The organism is Pauljensenia sp. C0254C2, assembly GCF_056583835.1.
Genome location: NZ_JBWPJO010000006.1, coordinates 127,940 through 148,506 on the forward strand (window position 1 = coordinate 127,940; position 20,567 = coordinate 148,506).

Annotated in this window: 16 protein-coding genes and 1 tRNA gene; 8 read left to right on the forward strand and 9 right to left on the reverse strand. The window is 58.3% G+C overall.

What is annotated here, in order from left to right; genetic code table 11:
* Positions 1-74 precede the first annotated feature (74 nt).
* Positions 75-1,160: an SGNH/GDSL hydrolase family protein gene (locus tag AC1DA5_RS06340; RefSeq protein WP_058237276.1), complete on the reverse strand. Its 1,086-nt coding sequence runs from the start codon at positions 1,158-1,160 to the stop codon at positions 75-77.
* A gap of 149 nt (positions 1,161-1,309) precedes the next feature.
* Here AC1DA5_RS06340 and AC1DA5_RS06345 point away from each other — a divergent pair, with 149 nt between their 5' ends.
* Complete coding sequence (locus tag AC1DA5_RS06345; RefSeq protein ID WP_058237888.1) at positions 1,310-1,603, forward strand: putative quinol monooxygenase; 294 nt, start codon at positions 1,310-1,312, stop codon at positions 1,601-1,603.
* Positions 1,604-1,736: 133 nt separating this feature from the next.
* Here the strand turns inward: AC1DA5_RS06345 and AC1DA5_RS06350 are convergent, their stop codons facing one another.
* Positions 1,737-4,667 (reverse strand): Cna B-type domain-containing protein, encoded by a 2,931-nt coding sequence (locus AC1DA5_RS06350; protein WP_480289570.1) that lies wholly within the window; start codon positions 4,665-4,667, stop codon positions 1,737-1,739.
* Positions 4,668-5,419: 752 nt separating this feature from the next.
* Entirely contained in the window at positions 5,420-6,574 is a 1,155-nt protein-coding gene (locus tag AC1DA5_RS06355; protein WP_285014849.1) for an ABC transporter ATP-binding protein, read from the reverse strand.
* 368 nt (positions 6,575-6,942) lie between these two features.
* Between AC1DA5_RS06355 and AC1DA5_RS06360 the strand changes: the two genes are divergently transcribed.
* The 3 genes from AC1DA5_RS06360 (at position 6,943) to AC1DA5_RS06370 (ending at position 10,038) form a co-directional block, all read left to right on the forward strand.
* On the forward strand, positions 6,943-8,913 hold the full coding sequence (locus tag AC1DA5_RS06360; protein ID WP_480289572.1) for a serine/threonine-protein kinase: 1,971 nt from the start codon (positions 6,943-6,945) through the stop codon (positions 8,911-8,913).
* A 134-nt stretch (positions 8,914-9,047) separates the two neighbouring features.
* Entirely contained in the window at positions 9,048-9,854 is an 807-nt protein-coding gene (locus AC1DA5_RS06365; protein WP_285014846.1) for a DsbA family protein, read from the forward strand.
* A gap of 108 nt (positions 9,855-9,962) precedes the next feature.
* A tRNA-Thr gene (locus AC1DA5_RS06370) sits at positions 9,963-10,038 on the forward strand.
* A 528-nt stretch (positions 10,039-10,566) separates the two neighbouring features.
* Here the strand turns inward: AC1DA5_RS06370 and AC1DA5_RS06375 are convergent.
* Positions 10,567-10,959 carry a hypothetical protein gene (locus AC1DA5_RS06375; RefSeq protein WP_480289574.1) on the reverse strand — a complete coding sequence of 131 codons (393 nt, stop codon included), beginning with the start codon at positions 10,957-10,959 and terminating at the stop codon, positions 10,567-10,569.
* Between the two features lie 489 nt (positions 10,960-11,448).
* Positions 11,449-12,144, reverse strand: a complete 696-nt coding sequence (locus tag AC1DA5_RS06380; RefSeq protein ID WP_285014841.1) for a uracil-DNA glycosylase — start codon at positions 12,142-12,144, stop codon at positions 11,449-11,451.
* A gap of 146 nt (positions 12,145-12,290) precedes the next feature.
* Between AC1DA5_RS06380 and AC1DA5_RS06385 the strand changes: the two genes are divergently transcribed.
* From AC1DA5_RS06385 to groL, 3 genes are all read left to right on the forward strand, one after another.
* Complete coding sequence (locus AC1DA5_RS06385; protein ID WP_480289575.1) at positions 12,291-12,914, forward strand: LytR C-terminal domain-containing protein; 624 nt, start codon at positions 12,291-12,293, stop codon at positions 12,912-12,914.
* A 28-nt stretch (positions 12,915-12,942) separates the two neighbouring features.
* A complete protein-coding gene (locus tag AC1DA5_RS06390) occupies positions 12,943-14,019 on the forward strand; it encodes a glutathione S-transferase C-terminal domain-containing protein (RefSeq protein WP_480289577.1) in 1,077 nt (358 codons plus the stop codon).
* A gap of 289 nt (positions 14,020-14,308) precedes the next feature.
* A complete protein-coding gene (gene groL / locus AC1DA5_RS06395; RefSeq protein WP_058237261.1) occupies positions 14,309-15,931 on the forward strand; it encodes a chaperonin GroEL in 1,623 nt (540 codons plus the stop codon).
* Between the two features lie 126 nt (positions 15,932-16,057).
* Here groL and AC1DA5_RS06400 read toward each other — a convergent pair whose 3' ends face one another.
* The 4 genes from AC1DA5_RS06400 to AC1DA5_RS06415 form a co-directional block, all read right to left on the reverse strand.
* Positions 16,058-16,345, reverse strand: coding sequence for a WXG100 family type VII secretion target (locus AC1DA5_RS06400; RefSeq protein WP_058237260.1), 288 nt, complete (start codon positions 16,343-16,345; stop codon positions 16,058-16,060).
* A 219-nt stretch (positions 16,346-16,564) separates the two neighbouring features.
* Positions 16,565-17,599 carry an HD domain-containing protein gene (locus tag AC1DA5_RS06405; RefSeq protein ID WP_058237259.1) on the reverse strand — a complete coding sequence of 345 codons (1,035 nt, stop codon included), beginning with the start codon at positions 17,597-17,599 and terminating at the stop codon, positions 16,565-16,567.
* Between the two features lie 132 nt (positions 17,600-17,731).
* The gene (locus AC1DA5_RS06410; protein ID WP_082628585.1) at positions 17,732-19,174 is read right to left on the reverse strand and encodes a sensor histidine kinase; all 1,443 of its coding nucleotides are present in this window, start codon (positions 19,172-19,174) and stop codon (positions 17,732-17,734) included.
* Positions 19,175-19,233: 59 nt separating this feature from the next.
* Complete coding sequence (locus tag AC1DA5_RS06415; RefSeq protein WP_070727648.1) at positions 19,234-19,956, reverse strand: response regulator transcription factor; 723 nt, start codon at positions 19,954-19,956, stop codon at positions 19,234-19,236.
* Between the two features lie 125 nt (positions 19,957-20,081).
* On the opposite strand from AC1DA5_RS06415, the gene AC1DA5_RS06420 reads away from it, so the two are divergent.
* Positions 20,082-20,564 (forward strand): PH domain-containing protein, encoded by a 483-nt coding sequence (locus AC1DA5_RS06420; RefSeq protein ID WP_070727929.1) that lies wholly within the window; start codon positions 20,082-20,084, stop codon positions 20,562-20,564.
* Positions 20,565-20,567: the final 3 nt, after the last annotated feature.

The following is a 20,567-nucleotide window of genomic DNA, read 5'->3' on the forward strand; positions in this document are numbered from 1 at the left end:
TGGGGTCGCCCTCGTTGAGAGTGAAAGATCACGAGGAGCGACTGACCAACCCGGTTTCTGCCTTGTGCGCGAGTTTAACGCTGCGCAAGAATCGCGTCGGTGAGCGTGTCGGCTTCCGCTGCCCAGCCACTGGGCGTGGGATGCATGTAGCCCATAAGGTCGGTGGAGGCGAAAGGTGCTGAGATCCAGGAATGATCTTGGGACGCCGCCATGTGCGGATCGAGGCCGTGCCCGTCGAAGGCGTCTCGAATGTCAACAAGGTGGAAGCGGGTCGTCCCATTGGCCTTGTTCAGATCGCTGATGATGCTGGACTGCAGGTCGGTGTAGCGAGCCTGGAGGGTGCGCAGCGTGGTGCCGGCATCGAACCAACCTGCAGGACCTTCGGGAAGCATGTAGGACGGCGTGCTCAGCAGATCCGGGTAGGACAGCAGATAGATGTCAGCGTTGCCGGCGGCACGCTCGTCAATATCTCTCAGAAGGGTGGTGAGGCGCGTGCGGAAGGTGTCGACGGTGACGGTAGCCTCGTTCATGCGCTGCTGGCAGGACGAGGCATCACGCCCGATGAAGCAGGACACGATGATGCCGAAGAAGTTGGCATCGTTGCCGCCAATTGTCAGGAACACGGAGTCATAGTCGGGGGTGACGGCGTCGAGCTGAGGGAGCGCGTACAGGTGGCATTCGGCGGTGGCCGTGTAGAGAGAACCGGCAGGTGCGGGAGCGACCTGGCGAATATCCCACGTGAAGTTCCCCTCGGGAAGTACGCCGCAGATCTGGGATTCTTCGACGCGGCGCTGCCATTCAGCGGGCTGGTCAGGGTAGGTCGACTTGGGTAGAACGTAGGTCTTCGTCACCGACTTCTTCCACCCCAGGGACTGTGAGGAGTAGAAGTCCTTCGACTGTGCACCTGAGCAGGCACGGTTTGTGTACGAGGCGCCAAGGCGTTCAGCGGTGACAGCACCGTAATTATTGGGCGAGCGGTAACAGTTCGTGTCCGTGTAGTTCTGCGCGCCGTTCCCGGCCGAGTAGGAATCGCCCAGCTGCAAAATAGTGTGCGGGGTCGAGGGTGACTCAGATGCGGTGGCGCTCTCAGCGTGCGCTGTAAGCGGTGCGAGGAGACTGAGGCATGCCACTGCAATGCCTGATGCAACTAGACGACGCATTTGACATCCTTCCATGATGGCCTGAGGAGCGGCCGCAGCTGGCCCCTCCTGTCATGACAATACCTTGTGAAGGGGACAGAACGCGTGAACAGGCCGCCAGGAATAGGCTGGTCGGTAAATCGCTGGACGTAGCGACACAGGGGGTCACGATGAGCCTAACGGTTAATCTGTATTACACAGGACACAATGGGAGCGCCCGCGCATTTGCTCAGGAGATGGTAACCAGCGGCATTGTTGATCGAGTTCGCGCCCAGGAAGGTAATGAACGTTACGAGTATTTCTTCCCGATGAATGATCCGGAGACGGTTCTGTTGATCGACCGTTGGCATGACCAAGAAGCCCTTGACCGGCATCACCATTCAGAGATGATGACGCAGATCGCGCAGCTACGTGAGAAGTACGCGCTGCATCTGCGGGTCGAACGCTATCGCGACGATCACTGACCATGGGGGCCTGACGGCGATCCGTGTCGTCCTCGATATCGCCCTACCTTCCAGCGAAAGCTGTACGATCAGGTGATCAGCCCTGATGGTGAAAACCGTGCAGGGGCGTGGTCTTCGCCATCAGGGCAGCTTCTCATCTCTCAGCCCTGCGCCGTAAACGCGCTCCAGCCCTGACAGCGACTCCTGCAGCGCCCAGTGCGCCGAACAACCACAGCGCCGTGGAATCAGCTCCCGTTTTCACCAGACGAGGCGGTGCCGGGGGTGTCGGCGGGGTTGGTGGAGTAGGCGGTGTCGGTGGCTTCTGCCTGTTCGTCAGTGTCACCACCACATCGTGAGAGCCCTCCTGCGTTGCTGTCTGCTGCGCAGCTGAGTCAAATCCTTCGATTGGCGTCTCGGCCACTGCGTACCGAACCGGCTCGCCTGCAACGGTTCGTGGCAAGTTCGTAAAGGTGTAAGTCCAATTGCCGTCAGCATCGGGGGTGATGGTGACGGGGTCGCCCACGTTGGTTGGGTCGCCCTTGCCAATTTGGCGAGTGAGCTGGACCGTGATGCTGTCCGGGATGGCGGGGGAGGTGCCTTCAAGCGTTTCGCCATCAACATCTTGCCAGATCTTGTTGACCGTCACAGTCATTGGAGTCTGCGTATTCGTGACGGTGAGTGCCTGTACTTGGGGATTATCCGAAACCACGGTGGTCGGGGAGATGAGTGAATCGTAGCCATCAACGTGCAGCTCACGAACCGAGTATGAGACCTCCTGTGATTCAGCACTGTCTGCGACGATGAGGGTTGTTGGAAGACCTTTAAACGTGTGACGCCAGTTGCCGTCCTTATCAGGAGTAATGGTAATGGGATCGCCGAGCTGAGTCGGATCGTGCTGCCCGATTTGGCGCATCAACTGGATCGTGATGCTTGAGGGCAACGAGGGCGACGCACCGGGAATCTCGGTGCCTTCACTGTCATGCCACTGCTTAGCGACTTCCAGATCAACTGTGTCGGGTTTTCCGAAAGTGACGTTACCGTTTGAACCGATTCCTGCACCTCGTTCGGCACTGTTTTCCGTGATTGTGAGCTTGGCCAGCGTTGATGCATCATTCTTCGTGTGATCTGTAGCCTCTGAGTGGAGACCCTCATTTCGGAGCGGCCGATCCCAGAAATTTTGCGGATCTCCTGGAGCCTCTGGGGAGAAACGTTGGTCTTCGTTATCGAAGTAGTAGGTGACGTCGCCGCCACCCAGCATACGATTGGCCAAGCGTAAATTGATCGACCCGGCGGAACCGTAATTGTCGTGGGCGATATCGGAACCGAAATGGCTGGCAGAGTTATTGAAAATCCCGGCACCTTCTGTCACGTATAAGTCGATGGAGCCGGTCGGGCAGACCCATACTCCGCCACCGATATGCTTAGCCTCATTACGGTTGACTGCAACGTTTTCAAAGTGCGCTGAGTAGGACTTGGTCGACACGTACACGCCGCCGCCCATTTGCTTCGCCGTGTTCGCTTCGATGTTTCCGCCGCGTAAAGTAACGCGGTTGCTGACGACGTTAATTCCGCCACCGGTGCGGTCCGCGCTATTGTGGGAAATCGTTCCACCATTCATGATAAAAGCTGCCGGAGAAAGGTCTGCCCAGGCATCAGCGGTGTACCCAGCCTGCTTTCCTGTGCTGGGGATCTCTGCCCATGTCTTTTCAGCGCCTTTTACGTAGTCATCGAATGTTCCTACGCCGCCTCCATTGGGAGCGGTGTTATTGGTGATCGTTCCGCCGTTCATTGTCACAACGGAGTTGCCAAATGAAAAAACTCCGCCGCCGCTGAATCGACTGGTGTTGTTGGTGATCGTTCCGCCGTTGATTTCTACTGTATTGCGTGCTGATTCTTTGGTCTGTTCAGCTTCTTCTTTCGAGAACGGCCACGACATTGCGAGAATGCCTCCGGCGAAGCCGTTGTTGCTGGAGATCTCACCGCCATTCATCACCATGTGGCCGCCGTTGTACAGGCCGACCCCTCCTGCTTCACCGTAGTCGTACTGTGAGTGTTTACTGACGCCGGAGCCCCAACCGTCGGTGATGAGTCCTCCATTCATGATGAACGTTGCACCATCGCTGACTGCGATATTGCCTGCACCCCTTTGAGTAGTGGTGGGATCTTGTCGCCTGTGGTTATCGGTGATGGTGCCGCCATTCATGGTGAACGAAGCTTTGGAACCCGTGACGGTCACTGCACCGATGTGAAATCCTGAGTGGTCGCGTACGCCGCTGAGCGTGCCTTGATTGAGGACAAATGCTCCTCGTGAGTGGACAAGGATCTGCCCATTCTTAACGTACTCGCCGCGAGCGCCCATCTCGATCTCGCCGCCTTCGGGTTGAGCAGAAATGGTCAGGGTAGCGCCTTCCTCGACGTTGAACAGAGCAGAACCCCTGAACCCGTCCTCAGCGATGAGCGACGAGGAATTGGCTCCCCACGCATTGGCAGGATAATTGACCAGCTCAATGTCAGCTCCGCGTGGAATCGTGACAGTGTCGGTGAGATAGGGGCCGACCATTCCCAGAACGATGCGAGTTGGTGTGGAGCCAGCCTGTGTGATCAGTGAACGGAATTGGTCCTCGCTGCACGTGAGATCTTGCTGAGGCGTGTAGCAATAGACCTCAGTGCGTTCAGCATCTGGCGCCGATTCGGTTGCGGCTGACCGTTGAGTACGGGTGCGTGCTGAATCGGTGGCCGGCGCTGTCATCAATGGGGTAGCTCCAGACATCGGCGCGCCGGCTGCTGTGGAGTAGTCTTCATCTTCCACAGTACCGACAACAGCGGGATCCCCCGGATTTTCAGGAATATGAAGACCTCCCTGCTCTGAGGGCGATTCAGTACCGCTTTGCGGTGAATCTGCAATGGTATTGGAGGCTTCGGGAGAGTCGGAGGCGGCGTCATCAGCCCAAGTCGGGGAGACGAAACCAACTACGAGGCTCGAGGTACACGCGAGCGCTGCCGCGCATAATGCTGCCAAATGTGTGAAAGCTGATGTGCGAGTGCGTGTCGGACTGTGCCCTGGACGAGAGGGTGCAAGAAACATGTGATCACCTGTCAATGGATTTGAGTTATGCTGCCGTGCAACTGTGAGAGACAATCAACGAAAGCTTACCACTAGGTTGGAGTAAAGAAAAAGGGGTCGTGACAAGTGCTCGTGGGAGGATGTCCACCACCACCATCGCCCGCCTCACCGGCCACGGGTCGTGACAAGTGCTCGTGGAAGGATGAGTCAGGCAAATAGTGCGCTGAAGATTCCCTCAGTGGTCTTGAAACGAAGCGTTGCGCTTTTGTTCTACGTGTTTCGGAGGTTTGGGAATGTGGTCGGGAGGTATTGGCGGGAGTTGAGGTGCTGCGAGGTCAGGATGGCTGCGGATCGTCCTACCGATGGTGGGCCGATGGCAGCGTGTGTTTTCTCAAACGACAAACGTCGCTGACGTGCAGGAATAAACCGGCAACGGGTAATGTATGTGATTCTGACGCGGAAGCCCTCGCCTGAAACCATCAACGGCCTGTTCGAAACTGAACCGATATGCAAGCAAATTTTTGGGACCGCTCCATCTTGTCGTACTCCCCACGAGCTAGAGCCCCTGGTAGAACGCTGCTTGCCTCCAGCAAGCCCTCAACTGCACCAGTGAAGAGCAAAGTGTTCGATCCAAATTTGACAGAGTGTAAAATTTGTGTCTAGAAGAGATACGAAAAGGTGGCCCGCCCCGTGTTGGGGCGAGCCACCGGTGATATTTCAGTGGGGCAACAGCATCAGATTTGCATCGTCAGCTGACCCTCGTGAGTCTTAGCTTAGGCAGGCAGACGCTCGCCAGTTGCCGCCGAGAAGTTGTGTTGCTGCGCAGGAATGACGCGAGCGTGGATCACAGATCCCGGCTTCGGGGCGGTACGCGGAGGAACGCGAACGATCAGCTGATCGCTCTTGTCTTCCTTATTCTCATCAGGATTCTCGTCGGTACCCGATCCAAGGCCGTGGCCTCCCTCGACACCTGCAAGGTGTCCGTAGATGTAGGCGTCAGAGCCGAGTTCCTCAACGAAGTCGACTTCGATCGGAATGGTGCCTTCGACATCTTCACCAACCAGCTCAAGTCCCTCAGGACGGAAGCCGATGACGACCGTGTTGTTGTCTTCTGGCTTCAGAGCCGCAATGGTGGCATCCGACAGGGCAACACGAGCAGTTCCGAGGACGCCCCAGTTGCCTTCGACCTTGAAACGACCCAGGTTCATTGCAGGTGAACCGATGAATCCTGCCACGAATTCGTTGGCGGGGCGTTCGTACATTTCCTGAGGTGTGCCAACTTGCTGAAGGATGCCGTTGTTGAGAACCGCGATGCGGTCACCCATTGTCAGAGCTTCGGTCTGGTCGTGGGTCACGTACACGGTTGTGACACCGAGTTCGCGCTGCAGTGATGCGATCTGTGTACGGGTCTGAACACGCAGCTTGGCATCCAGGTTGGATAGCGGCTCGTCCATCAGGAACACCTGCGGTTTACGAACAATTGCACGTCCCATTGCGACTCGCTGACGCTGACCACCGGACAGAGCCTTCGGCTTGCGGTCCAGATAGGGCTCTAGGTCAAGGATGCGTGCTGCTTCGTTCACGCGCTCACGGATTTCGTTCTTATCCGTGCCAGCGATCTTCAGAGCAAAGCCCATGTTGTCGCGCACAGTCATGTGCGGGTACAGAGCGTAGTTCTGGAAGACCATTGCAATGTCGCGGTTCTTGGGCTGAACATCGGTGACATCGCGGTCACCAATGAAAATGCGTCCAGAGTTGACGTCTTCAAGACCAGCAAGCATACGCAGTGACGTTGACTTTCCGCAGCCGGAAGGACCAACGAGGACGAGGAACTCGCCGTCAGCGATTTCCAGGGACAGTTCTTTCACAGCTGGCTTGTCTGAACCCGGGTAAATGCGGGTTGCCTTATCAAACGTTACTGTTGCCATGTTTTTAACCTCCACCGACAGGTACGTGCCGGACGATCCAAGTAGAGAGCCGGGACAACGGCGTCTTCACCGCTGCCGATGCTGCCGTTCCCCCTGTGAACGAAAGCACTGGATTAAAAATACCATGAGATCGACAGCGGGGGATACCTGAGATAGTGAATCAGTCCTGTTGCGCATGTCACTGACCAGCATCATCAGCTATGACAGTGCAAGAATCAGCCATGAGTGAAAGAGGTCTCGTCATTCTTGGACTCGCGTATGGCCCACAGTCTCACTGGGAGCTTCTTCCCGCGCCCGCTCTTACGTGAAAGTCGAAAATCCTCGAATCTAAGTCCTGCAGAGCGTCAACATTCGATACGCTCAAGGATGTGGATATCGGGCAACGCGTTGGCGGCTACGAACTGGTCAGCCGTCTGGGCACGGGAGGTGCCGGCACTGTCTGGCTGGCTCGTGACGATGGAGGAGCACAAGTCGCCCTGAAAATGCTGCACCCGGCTCAGGCTGCCACGGAGGAAGCCCGACAGCGTCTGAGCAGAGAAGCTGCCACGGTCAATCGAATCCGATCAGACGGCGTCGTGCGCGTCCTCGATGTTGAAACGGAAGCCGCCGAACCCTTCGTTGTCACCGAATACGTGAACGGCCCAACCCTCGCCTCGCGCATCCGCAGCGGGACAATGGAACTGAGCGAAGTGGCACGCCTAGCCACAGCACTGAACCGTATCCTCAAACGTGTCCACGGGGCAGGGGTGGTTCACCGTGACATCAAACCGTCGAACATCATTCTGTCCGAACGCGGCCCCGTGCTCATCGACTTCGGTATCGCGGTCGGGGATGGGGATGACCGGCTGACGGCGACCGGACTGGTGTCCGGCACTGCGGGCTACACCGCACCGGAAGTAATGACGGGCAGTCCGGTGACTCCTCAGGCTGATTGGTGGTCCCTGAGCGCCACGATCCTGCACGCATTGACCGGCCGACCACCTTTTGGAGGCGGAGCGCCCGGCGTCATCATTTCGCGCGTCCTTGCCGGTGATGCGGATATCGCGGGATTGCCTCCTCGCTTGGCATCGTCCATGAAACGATGCCTGGATCCTACTGTCGACAACCGTATGAGCTTCGAAAGCCTGTGCTCCGTTCTGAACGGTGCGGCAGATTCGCACGCTCGCGATGGATACGGCTCCGGCCACGACGACGAAACTGATCAGTACTCAGACACATGGACGGGGAGCTCACTGGTCACGTCCAGCCTGGGTGACCTGGGCTCAACATTCATGCCCTCATCATTTGACGAGGACGACTACACGAGCGACACGCCTGAGACAACACAGTATCCCGATATGACCACCAATCAGGCGTACACCCAGCCTCTGACTCAGAGCACTGACGTGTATCGCGCACCGCAACCCGGCCAGCCAGAGCTCTCTGCCGGGCAGCCCAATCAGTGGGAGCCGCCTGTCACGATACCGTACCCAGTTTCTTCTCCCGACCAGACGGCTGCCATCCCCACCGACGTGCCTCCGCTTCCGCCCGATGAGGCGCAACCAGGGTGGCAAAGCGCAGGCCCCTTCCTGGTCAACAAGGGTGGCGAGTCGTTCAAGAAACTTCCGACGTGGGATGATGCGCAGTCACCCTCGGCAATTACGGTGGACAAGCCTGCGCCCCTCGAACTGGCGGAGCCGGGCGAAGGGGACGTCGAGGAAACCGATGGCGAACCTGAATGGCGACCTCCCCCTCTGAAGAGAACGGGGGTCTTGTCGACCTGCCTGATGGCGGCCCTCTCGCTGTTGCCTGTCGCATACGGCATGTCGGGACTGGTCGCAGTGCTCGCAACCCTCCTGGTATTCAGCGTGATCGGGCAGTTCCGCGAACGCAAGGTCAACCGGCAGAGGGATCGCAACGGGCCGGGGCCGGGAGATACGGCCATGACACTTCTCAAAGTGCCGATCATGGTGGTGGTCGGTGTGCTGAGCATAGCCGTCGCTTCGGTGATCGCATGTATATGGGCGGCGATCGTGTGGGCCATCGCCATTGTGACGGTGCTGAGGGATTATCTTGAGATGTCTCTGGAAACCCTTCAATGGCCCGGTGACCTGGTGCTATGGGGCGGGGTACTCTCCGATCCCAGTGGAGTTGCGACTCAGATGATTCCGCTGACGGCGCTGATGGCTGTCTCACTGGTGCTGCTGATGAGCTTCAGGATCCTCGAGCTTACTGAATCGGTGCGTGATGGAATGGCGATCGTGTTCCGCACCGTGTCGCCGCCGTGGTGGGGGCGTGCGCTGTTGAGTGCGGCTTTCCTGGCGATCCCGGTCGCGTTCTGGCTGACGACGGTTTCCTAGATGTGCTGACGGCGGTTTTCGAGGAAGGCGGCTGTGGATGCTCTGGCCTGTTGGGTTCGCGTCAGGTGGGTCATCGCGTCATAATGATCCTGCGTGAAAATCAGTATCTGCCCGAAGCGAGGAGCACATAACCGATGGCGAAGTCAGAATCATCGCGTGATACGCGCACGAAGGCGCGGGAGATGCGCGAAGCCCAGCTCAAGTCGGAAAAGCGTACCCGCGTCATCATCATCGGCGTGGTCGTGCTGATTGTCGTCGCCGTGGTTGCAGCTGTGGCGGCAGTGATGCTGACGTATCGCCCGAAAGGTTCGGCTCTGCCTGACGAGGAGGCCGCAGCGCTGCTGGGACCCTACGCAGATTCGTCGCCGGTGGTGTACTCCCACAACGGCATTGAGGATCCTGATCCCAACCTGCCGACGCTGACGATCTATTTTGACTACTCGTGCCACGTATGTGCGCAGGTTGACACCGCGGGCGGTGAAGAAATCGTCCAGGCTGCTACTGACGGGAAGTTCAACATTGCCTACCAGCCCGTCACAACAGTTGGCATGGACTACGCGAAACCCGCGACCACAGCATCGCTGATCGTTGCACAGAAGGATCCCGAACACTGGGTGGCGTTCCACCACGCGCTGATGGGCTTCTTCAATGAGCAGTGGACGTCTGGCGATACACGCGTCGTCAAATCAATGGATCAGTCCATTGACAAGGTGGCGGAACTCGCCCGTTCCGTGGGAGTTCCTGACGAAGTTGTCTCGACCTTCGACGCCAATGCGGTGCAAACCTACTTGGCGAACTCCACTAAAGTATGGGGCGAGAAGAAGTTCGCGGGTCGCGGCGATTCGTACGGCACCCCCGAATACGTGAAGGATGGCACGAAGGTTATTCCGTTCACGCTGGAGAACTTTGCCTCCGACATTATTTCGGGGATGGCTGAGTAAGCGGTTCGCGCTTGCCGTAAGCGGTGAGTAGTCGTCTCGAGGGATTCTTCACACTCAATAGATTCGATTGGTGTTCACTGGCGTGCTCATGGCAAGATATGTGAGCTGGCCACCTTAGCTCAGTTGGTAGAGCACCCGCCTTGTAAGCGGACGGTCGCGAGTTCGAGTCTCGCAGGTGGCTCCATACTTTCGAATTGGATGACGTCAGGCCGGCGTTGAGCCGACGAATAGTTGGTGTGTCAGCGGGCGCGCAATCCCTTCAATCCCTAAGCGGACTTTTCAGCAACTATGTGATCCGTTAGCTGTTACTGATCCTGCGAAGCCAACTAGGAGCGGAGTGGCGTCACCCTGTACGCCATCTGCTCATCGGGAGTGCCCCCAGCTGGAGCTGATGCCAGTCGTCGCTGGCCTGGTTGTGTGAGCGGAGACGGCGCGTTGGAAAAGCAGCGAGGCGCTGCGAGAGTTACCAGAAAAGGGTATCAAACGGAGCGCCTCACTTGTATGCGAGTGCGTACAACACTGCCCGCGTCGATGATGTCTGAAATGGGCAGTAGAAATCCGGGCATTAACCCGGAATCTCCATAGTTTCGGTGAATGCTCGACGCATTCGTTTTCAGAGGAATTGCGTCTATCGCAGTGAACAGCAGGTGCGCTTGTTGGTGACGCCTTGACTACACCTTAAGAAACGCGTCAAAGTGCTGTCCTGTGTCGATCACCTGGACGTCTGGAGGTCCTCAGTCAGCTTAACTGTGACACCGAGCTCTTGGCACATTTCGACAACTCCGGTTGTCTGGGAGGCAAATGAGTCAAGCATGCCAGGATTCTGGGTCTCGCTGAACTTCTCAATATTGTTTCTTGTCCGCACGAGCTTGTCCTGAAGGTGAAGATCTTCCGCTGCGTCTTCCGCACTATTGAGCTTGTCGGTGATCTGCGACAGTGTGTCCTCATTCGGCGCCGAGCGATCCGCGATGGTGGCGAAGATATCAACGGCCTCTTTGTACAGCCCGCACGCTGTCTTGTCGCCTTCGGCGGCATTGCTTCCGCCACACGCAGTGAGTGTCAAAGCTGCTGCAAGTGTCAGAAGTGGTAGTGCGTAACGTTTCACCGCGTGTCCTCTGTTTCTTTATCTGCTAGTACGATGCGTATGGGCGCGTCAACAGCGTCCCGCGGTACATTACCACAGGCCGGACCGGGAACTGGTACGAAATGGATACAAAGTGGCTACTGGTGGCTGCCAGGGGATGCTGCCGAATCAGGTATGCCGCTACGGGGCTAGCCTCCGCCAATTGGCAAAGGCTCAGTCTGATCCCTCGCTTCCTTGTGAATCTCCACATCGCCAACGCAACGTAGACAAGAGCAAAGAGTAAAAGCGGCGCGCTCGTATCTCCTGCCGTTTTGAATGAACTGACTCCTCGCACTCACGACTGAACACATAACTGTCCAACTTTCAGGGGTCAGCACGGCCGTGAGAGCAGAGTTCTGCCTAATGGCGTCCAATCCGTCCTCGAAAGTCCGCTTTCAGATTGCCGGCCTCTGCGGCGCTATCTGCATCCGCGGCCAGCGGTCCCGCCTGAAAGAGTGACCCCTAAGATTCCTACGGCAACTGCCAGTTGACCGGCTCCGCACCCTGAGACTGCAGCAGCGCATTGACACGCGAAAACGGCCGAGAACCGAAGAACCCGCGACGAGCAGAAAGCGGCGACGGATGAGCAGACTCCACCACAGGTGTTGCACCCAGTCGCGGCTTCAGTCCCTGAGCATCGCGACCCCATAAAACAGCGACCAGAGGCCTCCCTCGTCCAACAAGAGCATCGATCGCGCAATCCGTCACCTCTTCCCAGCCGCGGCCACGATGCGAAGCCGGCGCGCCAGGGCGCACAGTAAGGACGCGGTTCAGCAGGCACACTCCCTCGCGTGACCAGGGAGTCAAATCACCGCTGGTCGGACGAGGCACACCCAGATCCTCCACCAACTCAGTGAAGATATTCTCCAGGGATCGAGGCGGGCGAACCCCGGGAGCAACAGAAAACGACAGCCCCATGGCGTGCCCGGGTGTCGGATAGGGATCCTGGCCGACGATGAGCACCTTGACCTCATCAAACGGATATGTGAACGCGCGCAACACGTCCCGTCCGGCAGGAAAGTACCCGTGACCAGATTGAATCTCCGAGCGCAACATCTGTCCAAGCTCATGCACGCGCTCTTCAACCGGAGCCAGCGCCCGCGCCCATCCCGGATCAAGCAGCTCACTCAATGGTCGCGGGCCGGTGCCGCCTTCAATTTCGCTCACGTACCTAGCGTATCCCGTCTTATTGACGAGGGCGCCCCTCGAGCCGCGGTCTGAGCGGTATGTTGAGACGGTCGTAACCGGCGCTGTCGATGCGACACCCGGCCGATTGGCCGCACAAAAGTGACAGTTACAGATAGTCTAAGCGCGTGAGCTCACAGTATCCGAAGGATGAATTTGATCGAGCTGGCGAAGATATGCCGGTCGGTATGCACCGCGCCCAGTCCTCGAAATGGCGCTCAGTCGCGCCGTTCTTGATTCTTCTCATCGTTATCCCGCTGCTCGGATGGGGTCTGGCGCGAGTCCTCACCAATGCAGGAATCACGCCGTCACAGTCCGATTCGACTCAGTCGGTCGCACAGTCGGCCGCGCCCCCCTCGGGCGATGTGCAATCGGGCGAGCAGGCAGATGAGAAACCAGATTCTTCGGGAACTGGCTCAACCGACACACAGGTATCGGGCGAAGAAGCTCAATCGTCTGGAGATGAGCCATCTGGGGACATCATCGACAAGCATGTCAAGATCGGCGTCCTCAACGGCACGGGTGTCGAGGGGCTTGCGGCCGAAAAATCCGCAGCGCTGAACGAGGCAGGATTCCCCGGAACTACCGCTGAGAACGCAGAAGGTTGGGTCTCCGACGTTTCTGTGGTGTACTACGCCGATCCGCAGATCGAAAAATCCGCCCACGAAATCGCCCGAGTCCTGGGAATTGACGAGGTTCGCGAGAACTTCGATGATGTCGGTGACTACGACGTGGTCGTCCTGCTCAGATAAGAGGAACCCCTCAAGAAGAGGCGGAAATATGGCTGACGACGCTCAGAAAGCTCACAACGCCGCAACCGAAGGCGCGTACGTACGCGACACCGCCTACATTGCTGACAGGATTGTGTCGTCGATCCCGCCAGGATCCGCTCCGCAACCGCGATCAGGCGATGCACGTGAAGTGGGGAACATGTTGTGGCCGGTCGAGTCTGGCCGCTACCGCCTCATGGCCGCCCGAGCTTGCCCGTGGGCACACCGCGCTGTCATCATCCGCCGACTCATGGGTCTGGAGGACGCTCTGACACTGAGTCTGGCAGGCCCCACCCACGATGCCCGGTCATGGAACTACAGTGGGATGTACCCCGACGACCGTGATCCGGTGCTTGGCATCGAGCGCCTCCAGGACGCATACTTTGCGCGCGTGCCCGACTATCCGAAAGGGAGCACCGTCCCTGCGATTGTGGATGTCCCCAGTGGTGCCGTGGTGACCAATGACTTTAACCAGATGACCATCGACATGTGCACACAGTGGTCAGGCGTGCAGCGTGACGGCGCTGCGGACCTGTATCCAGAGTCGTTAGTGGACGAAATCGAAGCCGTCAACGACGAGGTCTACCCGAACATCAACAACGGTGTCTATCGGTGCGGTTTCGCCGCTGACCAATCCAGCTACGAGGACGCCTATCGAGATCTGTGGCGCGCAATGGACTGGGTTAGTGATCGGCTCACCTCCCGCCGCTACCTGGTCGGTGACCACATCACGCTGGCTGACGTGCGACTGTTCACCACCCTTGTGCGTTTCGATGCAGTCTATTTCGGGCACTTCAAAGCCAATCGGATGATGATCCGTGACATGCCGGTACTGCGTGCCTACCTGCAGGACCTGTTCCAAACACCGGGTTTCGGTGACACGGTGGACATCCAACAGATCAAAGAGCACTACTACATCGTGCACGAGGAAATCAACCCCACCCGCGTTGTCCCTGTGGGACCGGATCTGTCGTACCTTCTGGAAGAACATGATCGCGAGCAGCTGGGCGGCCAACCGTTCGGACAAGGAACAGCGCCTGGCCCTGTGCGAGAAGACGAGCGCCCTCCCGCACTGACTGAATGTTAAAGAACGCGCAGCTCAGCGCCGTCGGTCACAGCTGCCGGGCAAGGTGGCCGCTGGGCGGGCTATCCGCCGGTACAACCCGCTTCATGACTGTTCGCTATGAGCGACTATGCCCGTCTTGCACTCTCGGGTCGAGAGTGCCAAAATTGGATTAGCACTCGCCAAGGCAGAGTGATAAAAGACCTTAGGGCTGGTGAGGTTACACCGGCAACGAGACAAGAACGTTGCCAGTGGAATCGTCCGTCGCGGGCACCGTCCCTACGATCCGCAATGCGGAAGGAATATACATAGCATGTCCAAGCTCATTCATTTTGATGAGGAAGCGCGCCGTGGCATGGAGCGCGGTCTGAATCTTCTGGCTGACACCGTCAAGGTCACGCTTGGCCCCAAGGGCCGCAACGTTGTCCTCGACAAGAAGTGGGGAGCTCCCACGATCACCAAAGACGGCGTGTCTGTCGCCAAGGAAATCGACCTCGAAGATCCGTTTGAGCGCATCGGCGCCGAACTGGTGAAGGAAGTTGCCAAGAAGACCGATGACGTCGCCGGTGATGGCACCACGACCGCAACCGTTCTTGCCCAGGCACTCGTACACGAAGGTTTGCGTAACGTCGCAGCCGGCGCCAACCCGATTGGAATCAAGCGCGGCATCGACCAGGCAGTTGAAGCAATCGTTGAGCAGCTGCACAAGGACGCCAAGCCGATCGAAACCACCGACCAGATCGCTGCAACCGCGTCGATCTCGGCAAATGATCCGGCCATCGGCAAGCTCATCGCTGAAGCTTTCGAAAAGGTCGGAGCCGAAGGTGTTGTGACTGTTGAAGAGACCAACTCCTTCGACACCACCTTGGAGACCACCGAAGGCATGCGTTTCGACAAGGGCTACCTGTCCGCGTACTTCGTCACCGACACTGAGCGTCAGGAAGCAGTCCTTGAGGACCCTTACGTTCTGCTCATGGAATCCAAGATCTCCAATGTCAAGGATCTGCTGCCCCTGCTTGAGAAGGTCATGCAGTCCGGCAAGTCCCTGCTGATTGTTGCTGAGGACATCGAAGGTGAAGCGCTGGCTACACTGGTCGTCAACAAGATCCGCGGAACCTTCAAGTCAGTGGCCGTCAAGGCTCCCGGCTTTGGCGATCGCCGCAAGGCAATGCTGCAGGATATGGCCATCCTGACCGGCGGTCAGGTCATCTCCGAGACTGTTGGCCTTTCCCTCGAGAACGCCGATCTGGAACTGCTGGGTCGCGCCCGCAAGGTTGTCGTCACCAAGGACGAGACCACCATTGTGGACGGCGCCGGTGAAAAGGACGCCATCGATGGTCGCATCCGCCAGATCAAGACCGAGATCGAGAACACCGATTCCGATTACGACCGCGAGAAGCTGCAAGAACGCCTCGCCAAGCTTTCCGGTGGTGTCGCCGTTATCAAGTCCGGCGCCGCAACCGAGGTTGAGCTGAAGGAGCGTAAGCACCGCATCGAAGATGCTATCCGTAACGCCCGCGCAGCCTCTGAAGAAGGCATCGTGGCCGGTGGTGGTGTGGCACTGCTCCACGCCGCACACGCAGCGCTGGACGACCTCAAGGTCGAAGGCGACGTGGCAACAGGCGTGGGCATTGTGCGCCTGGCTGTTGCAGCTCCTATCAAGCAGATCGCTGAGAACGCCGGACTCGAAGGCGGCGTCGTGGTGGATCGCGTGTCCTCCATGAAGCCGGGCGAAGGCCTGAACGCTGACAGCGGCGAATACGGTGACCTGATGGCTGAAGGAATCTCCGACCCGGTCAAGGTGACTCGTTCCGCACTGCAGAACGCAGCATCCATCGCCGGAATGTTCCTGACCACTGAGGCCGTTGTGGCCGACAAGCCAGAACCGCCAGCAGCGCCCGCTGCCGGTGGCGATGACATGGGCGGAATGTACTAAGCCGCATCTGACCTACAGACACCAATTGACTGGAAGGTGCTGACCGCATATCCAGTTAAGCGCGAGGAAGTCCCGTTGAGCACACGTGCTCGGCGGGGCTTCCTCGCATGTTCGCGACATCGTCACTTACGCGAACAACGACACGGTCTGCGACTCGGCATCAGCGTAGACGTTGGCAGCAGCGGATAGCTGCGTGCTGATCGAATCCAATGACGATTCAACCTGCGTTTGAGTTGCGCGCCAGGAGGCGGTCAGCTCAGCGAAATTAGCTGACGCAACTCCCGTCCATGTGTCCTGCAGGGCCAGAAGATCAGCCATCATGGATGCCACTTCTGTTCGAATACGTTCGGCTGTGGCGCCGATATTGGCCGCAGATGCAGCAACTAGATCTGAGTCGACGTTATATGTTGCCATCGGGGATCATCCTTTCGGTTGCGCGAACCCGCGGTGGGCTCGTCACACATACCGTAGGAAGGGCAGCCGCCCTCGAAAACATTGCGCCTGGAACCTGTGGATGCGCGCAGAGAATACCTCCTCCTGTGGATGCGCAGGAAGAATGCTTTTTCCTGTGAACGCGCGGGAAGAACGCCTCCTCCTGCGAACGCGCGTCGAGGGGGAGCCTGACGAGCGGCTTCAGGACTGAGAACTGGGGCGGCTGGGCACATCCAGCGTCTCGATAGCTGTTTCCAGTGAGGAAGCATCTTCGTTGTCGGAGTCGTCATCCCCATCGGAACCGGGGCGCGCCGCGTAACCATCCGCTGCCTCGGGAGCCAGCACAGGGATGGTGGATGTCGTCTCGACGTCATCGTCGTCACCCTCATCCTGCATCTGCGAGCAGTTATTCCACTTCAAATGCTTGCGGCGAATGATGATGGCACCCGACGATGTTACTTGCGCATCGTCAAACTGACCGGTTGTGGGTCCATCCACCACTTCGATGCCGGAGGTGTTGTCACTGGCCGATGAGATATCAGAAGGATCCTTCTCAAGAATTGCTTCATCGAGCTTGGCCAGCTCAGCTTCCAGGTTTTCGCGGGCACGCGACTCCCATTCAGCAGCGCCAGGGGAGTGAAAGACCGAATCGCGAGCCAGCAGGCGGCGCACCACGATCCGGCGGGCACGCAAGTAGGCCAAATCATCGACTTGTTCGTATTCTTCACGCAGCGACTGACGGAATTTCTTGTACTCCTGCGGCGCGGCAGCGATCGAAGCGAGGTCAGCGTCCACCAGAACCTGCGCGTCCACGTCATCACGCGGGGCGGTGTGTATGGCGACCATGCGAATCAGGTCGGCAACCCGCATTGCCACGTCGTCGCTGATTCCCAGTCCGGTCAAGTGTTCGTGAGTCAATTCGGCGCACTCGGCGCTGACGGCCTGCGGGCTTGAACCCCACAAAGCCGCCTGCACAGCGCGGTTCAGGATCAAACCGTGGTACCACGCTGCGATACGAAGAACATCGGGATCGTGTGTTGACCCCGACAGCTCATCGAGATGCGCCAGTACATCGATCAGGTGCCGCACATTGTGCAGCGTTCGACCCGGCTCATTCCACCGGCTGAGGAGTTCACGAGCCTCGGCGTCAAGTTGAGCGGGCGTTGCGGTAGCCCCCAACTCCTGCATTGACTGAACAAATGAACTGAACAGCCACTGAGGTGCTTCAGCACCCATGACGATTCACACTCCTTGAAAGGGATGATACCGAGCTATGGTAGCCGCACTTGGTGTCATATTCCTACCCGAGAGTCCCAAAAAAGGCGGATGTGTGGGCGAAATAGCATCGCGCGCCCAGCGCGCAGCGCCTCACATGCCTTGATCTGCCTCGTTTGTGAGGTCCTCCGCAGTCAAATGTGTGGGCAGTTCAATACGCACCGTCAAGCCACCACCAGGGGTCGTTTTCAGCTCAGTGGTGCCGTTGTGCGCCCCAATAATCGAAGCAACGATCGCCAATCCCAGACCAGATCCGCCCGTCGTGCGCGCGCGTGAATCCTCAGTGCGGTAGAAGCGCTCAAAGACGCGTTTTTGTTCGTCTTCAGCAATGCCGGGACCGTGGTCACGGAATTCCACGATCGCCATGCCGTCGTTGAGTCCCAGAGCCAGCTCCACTGGCGTATCGCTGGACGTGTAGCGGTTGATGTTGCCTACCAGATTCGTGAAAACCTGCTGAATGCGGTCACGGTCCACATTGACCGTCAACGTCATCGGAGCTTTACGCCCGGACAGTGACCTGACGGTGATGTCGCGTGCAGGATCGAGCGCCTCAAGGTCGGAGGCAGCATTGTCAGCAATTTTGACGAGGTCCACCGGAGTCAGGGCAAGAGGTCGCCCCTCGTCAATTCGTGCCAGCGTCAGCAGATCCTCCACGAGGTTTCCCATGCGCGTGGCCTCGGAGTGAATACGACTGATGACTTCTGGAACCTGGTTGCCGGGCACGCCTCCCATCTGATAGAGCTCGCCGTACCCGCGGATGGCGGCAAGAGGAGTGCGCAGCTCGTGTGACGCGTCAGAGACGAAACGACGGATCTTACGGTCAGACTCGGCGCGCGTATGGAATGACTGTTCGACCTGACTGAGCATCGTGTTGAGTGACAATGCCAGCGATCCGACTTCAGTGGTTGGCGGTTCGGGTGGGATGCGCTGACTCAGGTCTCCGGCAGCGATGCGACCGGCAACGACCTCAATATTGCGCAGCGGTTTGAGAGACTTGCGCACCAGGTACTGGCCGATCGTCCCTCCTGCGATGACGATAATCATGGAGGTCAGCAGGAAGTAGAAAGCGGTGTCTGACAGTGTGCGCTGGACGTCAGTGAGTGGAAGTGCAATGGTCATGACCCCAACGGGATCCTGACTGCCTCGCACTCCCAGCGGAATCGCCATTGCCCGCCACGTGGAGCCGGGCAGTGACGATGAGACGGTGACGGGCCGCGTCCACCCGGATTCAGTATTGGCAAATTCGCCCGGCTCGAGCAGGTCGGGAATATTCGGCGTGCCCGAGTACTCTAAGGTTTCAGGCGACGTATAGGTCCAGGTCTGCCCGTCGGCGTGCACCGCGCGAATGAAAAATCGGGTTGGAACATAAGCGTTGGTGTTCGTCAATTCGGTGAGGGATTGCCGGGCCAGGGGTGATGCTGACGAGACCAGTTGCGCGTCGATCTGTGAGGTCAGGTGACGCTGAAGCAGGCCGATCATTGCTGCTCCAGCCATTGTCAGGCCGAGGGCCAGCAAGGCCACTGTCAAGATCACCATGCGTGATGACAGGGGCCGGTGTTCCCATATCTGCCGGGCAGATTGGACGGGTTGCACTGTCAGCTGTCTTCCCTCAGCATGTAGCCCACGCCGCGGCGAGTGTGGATGAGCTCGCCCGACGATCCTTCGACTGACAATTTGCGACGCAGGTAGGAAATATACGACTCAACGATGGCTGCTTCACCATCCCAGTCGTATTCCCACACGTGATCAAGGATCTGCATCTTGGAGACGACGCGCCCCTCGTTGATCATCAGGTAGCGTAAGAGCTTGAACTCGGTGGGGGATAGCTCGATATCGATGCCCGCGCGGCGAACCTCGTGAGCATCCTCGTCCAGTTCCAAATCCCCCACACGCAGCATGCCGTCATCTTCGCCGCTGTGGTGAGTACGGCGCAGGATGGCGCGGATGCGAGCGACGACTTCCTCCAGGCCGAAAGGTTTGGTGACATAGTCGTCTCCGCCCACTGTCAGCCCCTGGATTTTGTCGCGCATATCGTCACGCGCAGTCAGGAACAGGACCGGAACCGTGATACCCGCTTCGCGTAAACGCCGCGTCACCGTGAAGCCATCCATGTCGGGCAGCATCACATCCAGCACGATGAGATCAGGGTGGGATTGCGTGGCCTCGTGAAAAGCGCTGGCACCATCCGCAGCAGCGATCACTTCGAATCCAGCAAAACGCAATGATGATGCGAGGAGATCGCGGATATTCGGCTCGTCATCGACGACGAGCAGACGTGCTTCGGTGGAGTCGGAGGAAGTCGGGATATGAACAGCCATACAGTTAGTGTGGCGGTTCATCCTGAAAGTTGGCTGAACGACGCGTGAGAGTTCAGCATGTTCTTCGCCCCAACGATGTGCCACTATTGACGATGAAAATTGAACGAATGATGAGGGAGACCGTGATGACAGATCCAATGAGTCCGGAAGGCATCACATTTACGCCGGTGTCGCCGGCGCTGGCTCGAGTGCGCACAATTGGAGTTCTGATCTTTGTCATTCCGCCTGCCCTGATCTTCGCAGTGCTGGCTATCGTGTCGTTTCCCTGGTGGTGGATCGGCACCGGAGTCATCATTGCGTACAGCATCTGGCAGATCTGGCTGATCCAGCGGCAGGTACGCGCGCTGGGATTCGCATTCAGCAACGACGAATTCATGATCCGCTCCGGCATCATGTTCCGCAATCTCAGCATTATCCCCTACGGTCGAATCCAGTATGTCGATGTGTCCGAGGGGCCGATAGCCCGTCACTACGGCATTGCGTCCATCAAGATCAATACAGCGTCCAACGAAACGGCCGGCTCGATTGATGGCCTGCCGACCGACCAGGCAGCCCAGCTGCGCGACATGCTGGCTAAGCGTGGCTCTGAAGAACTGACGGGACTGTGAGCG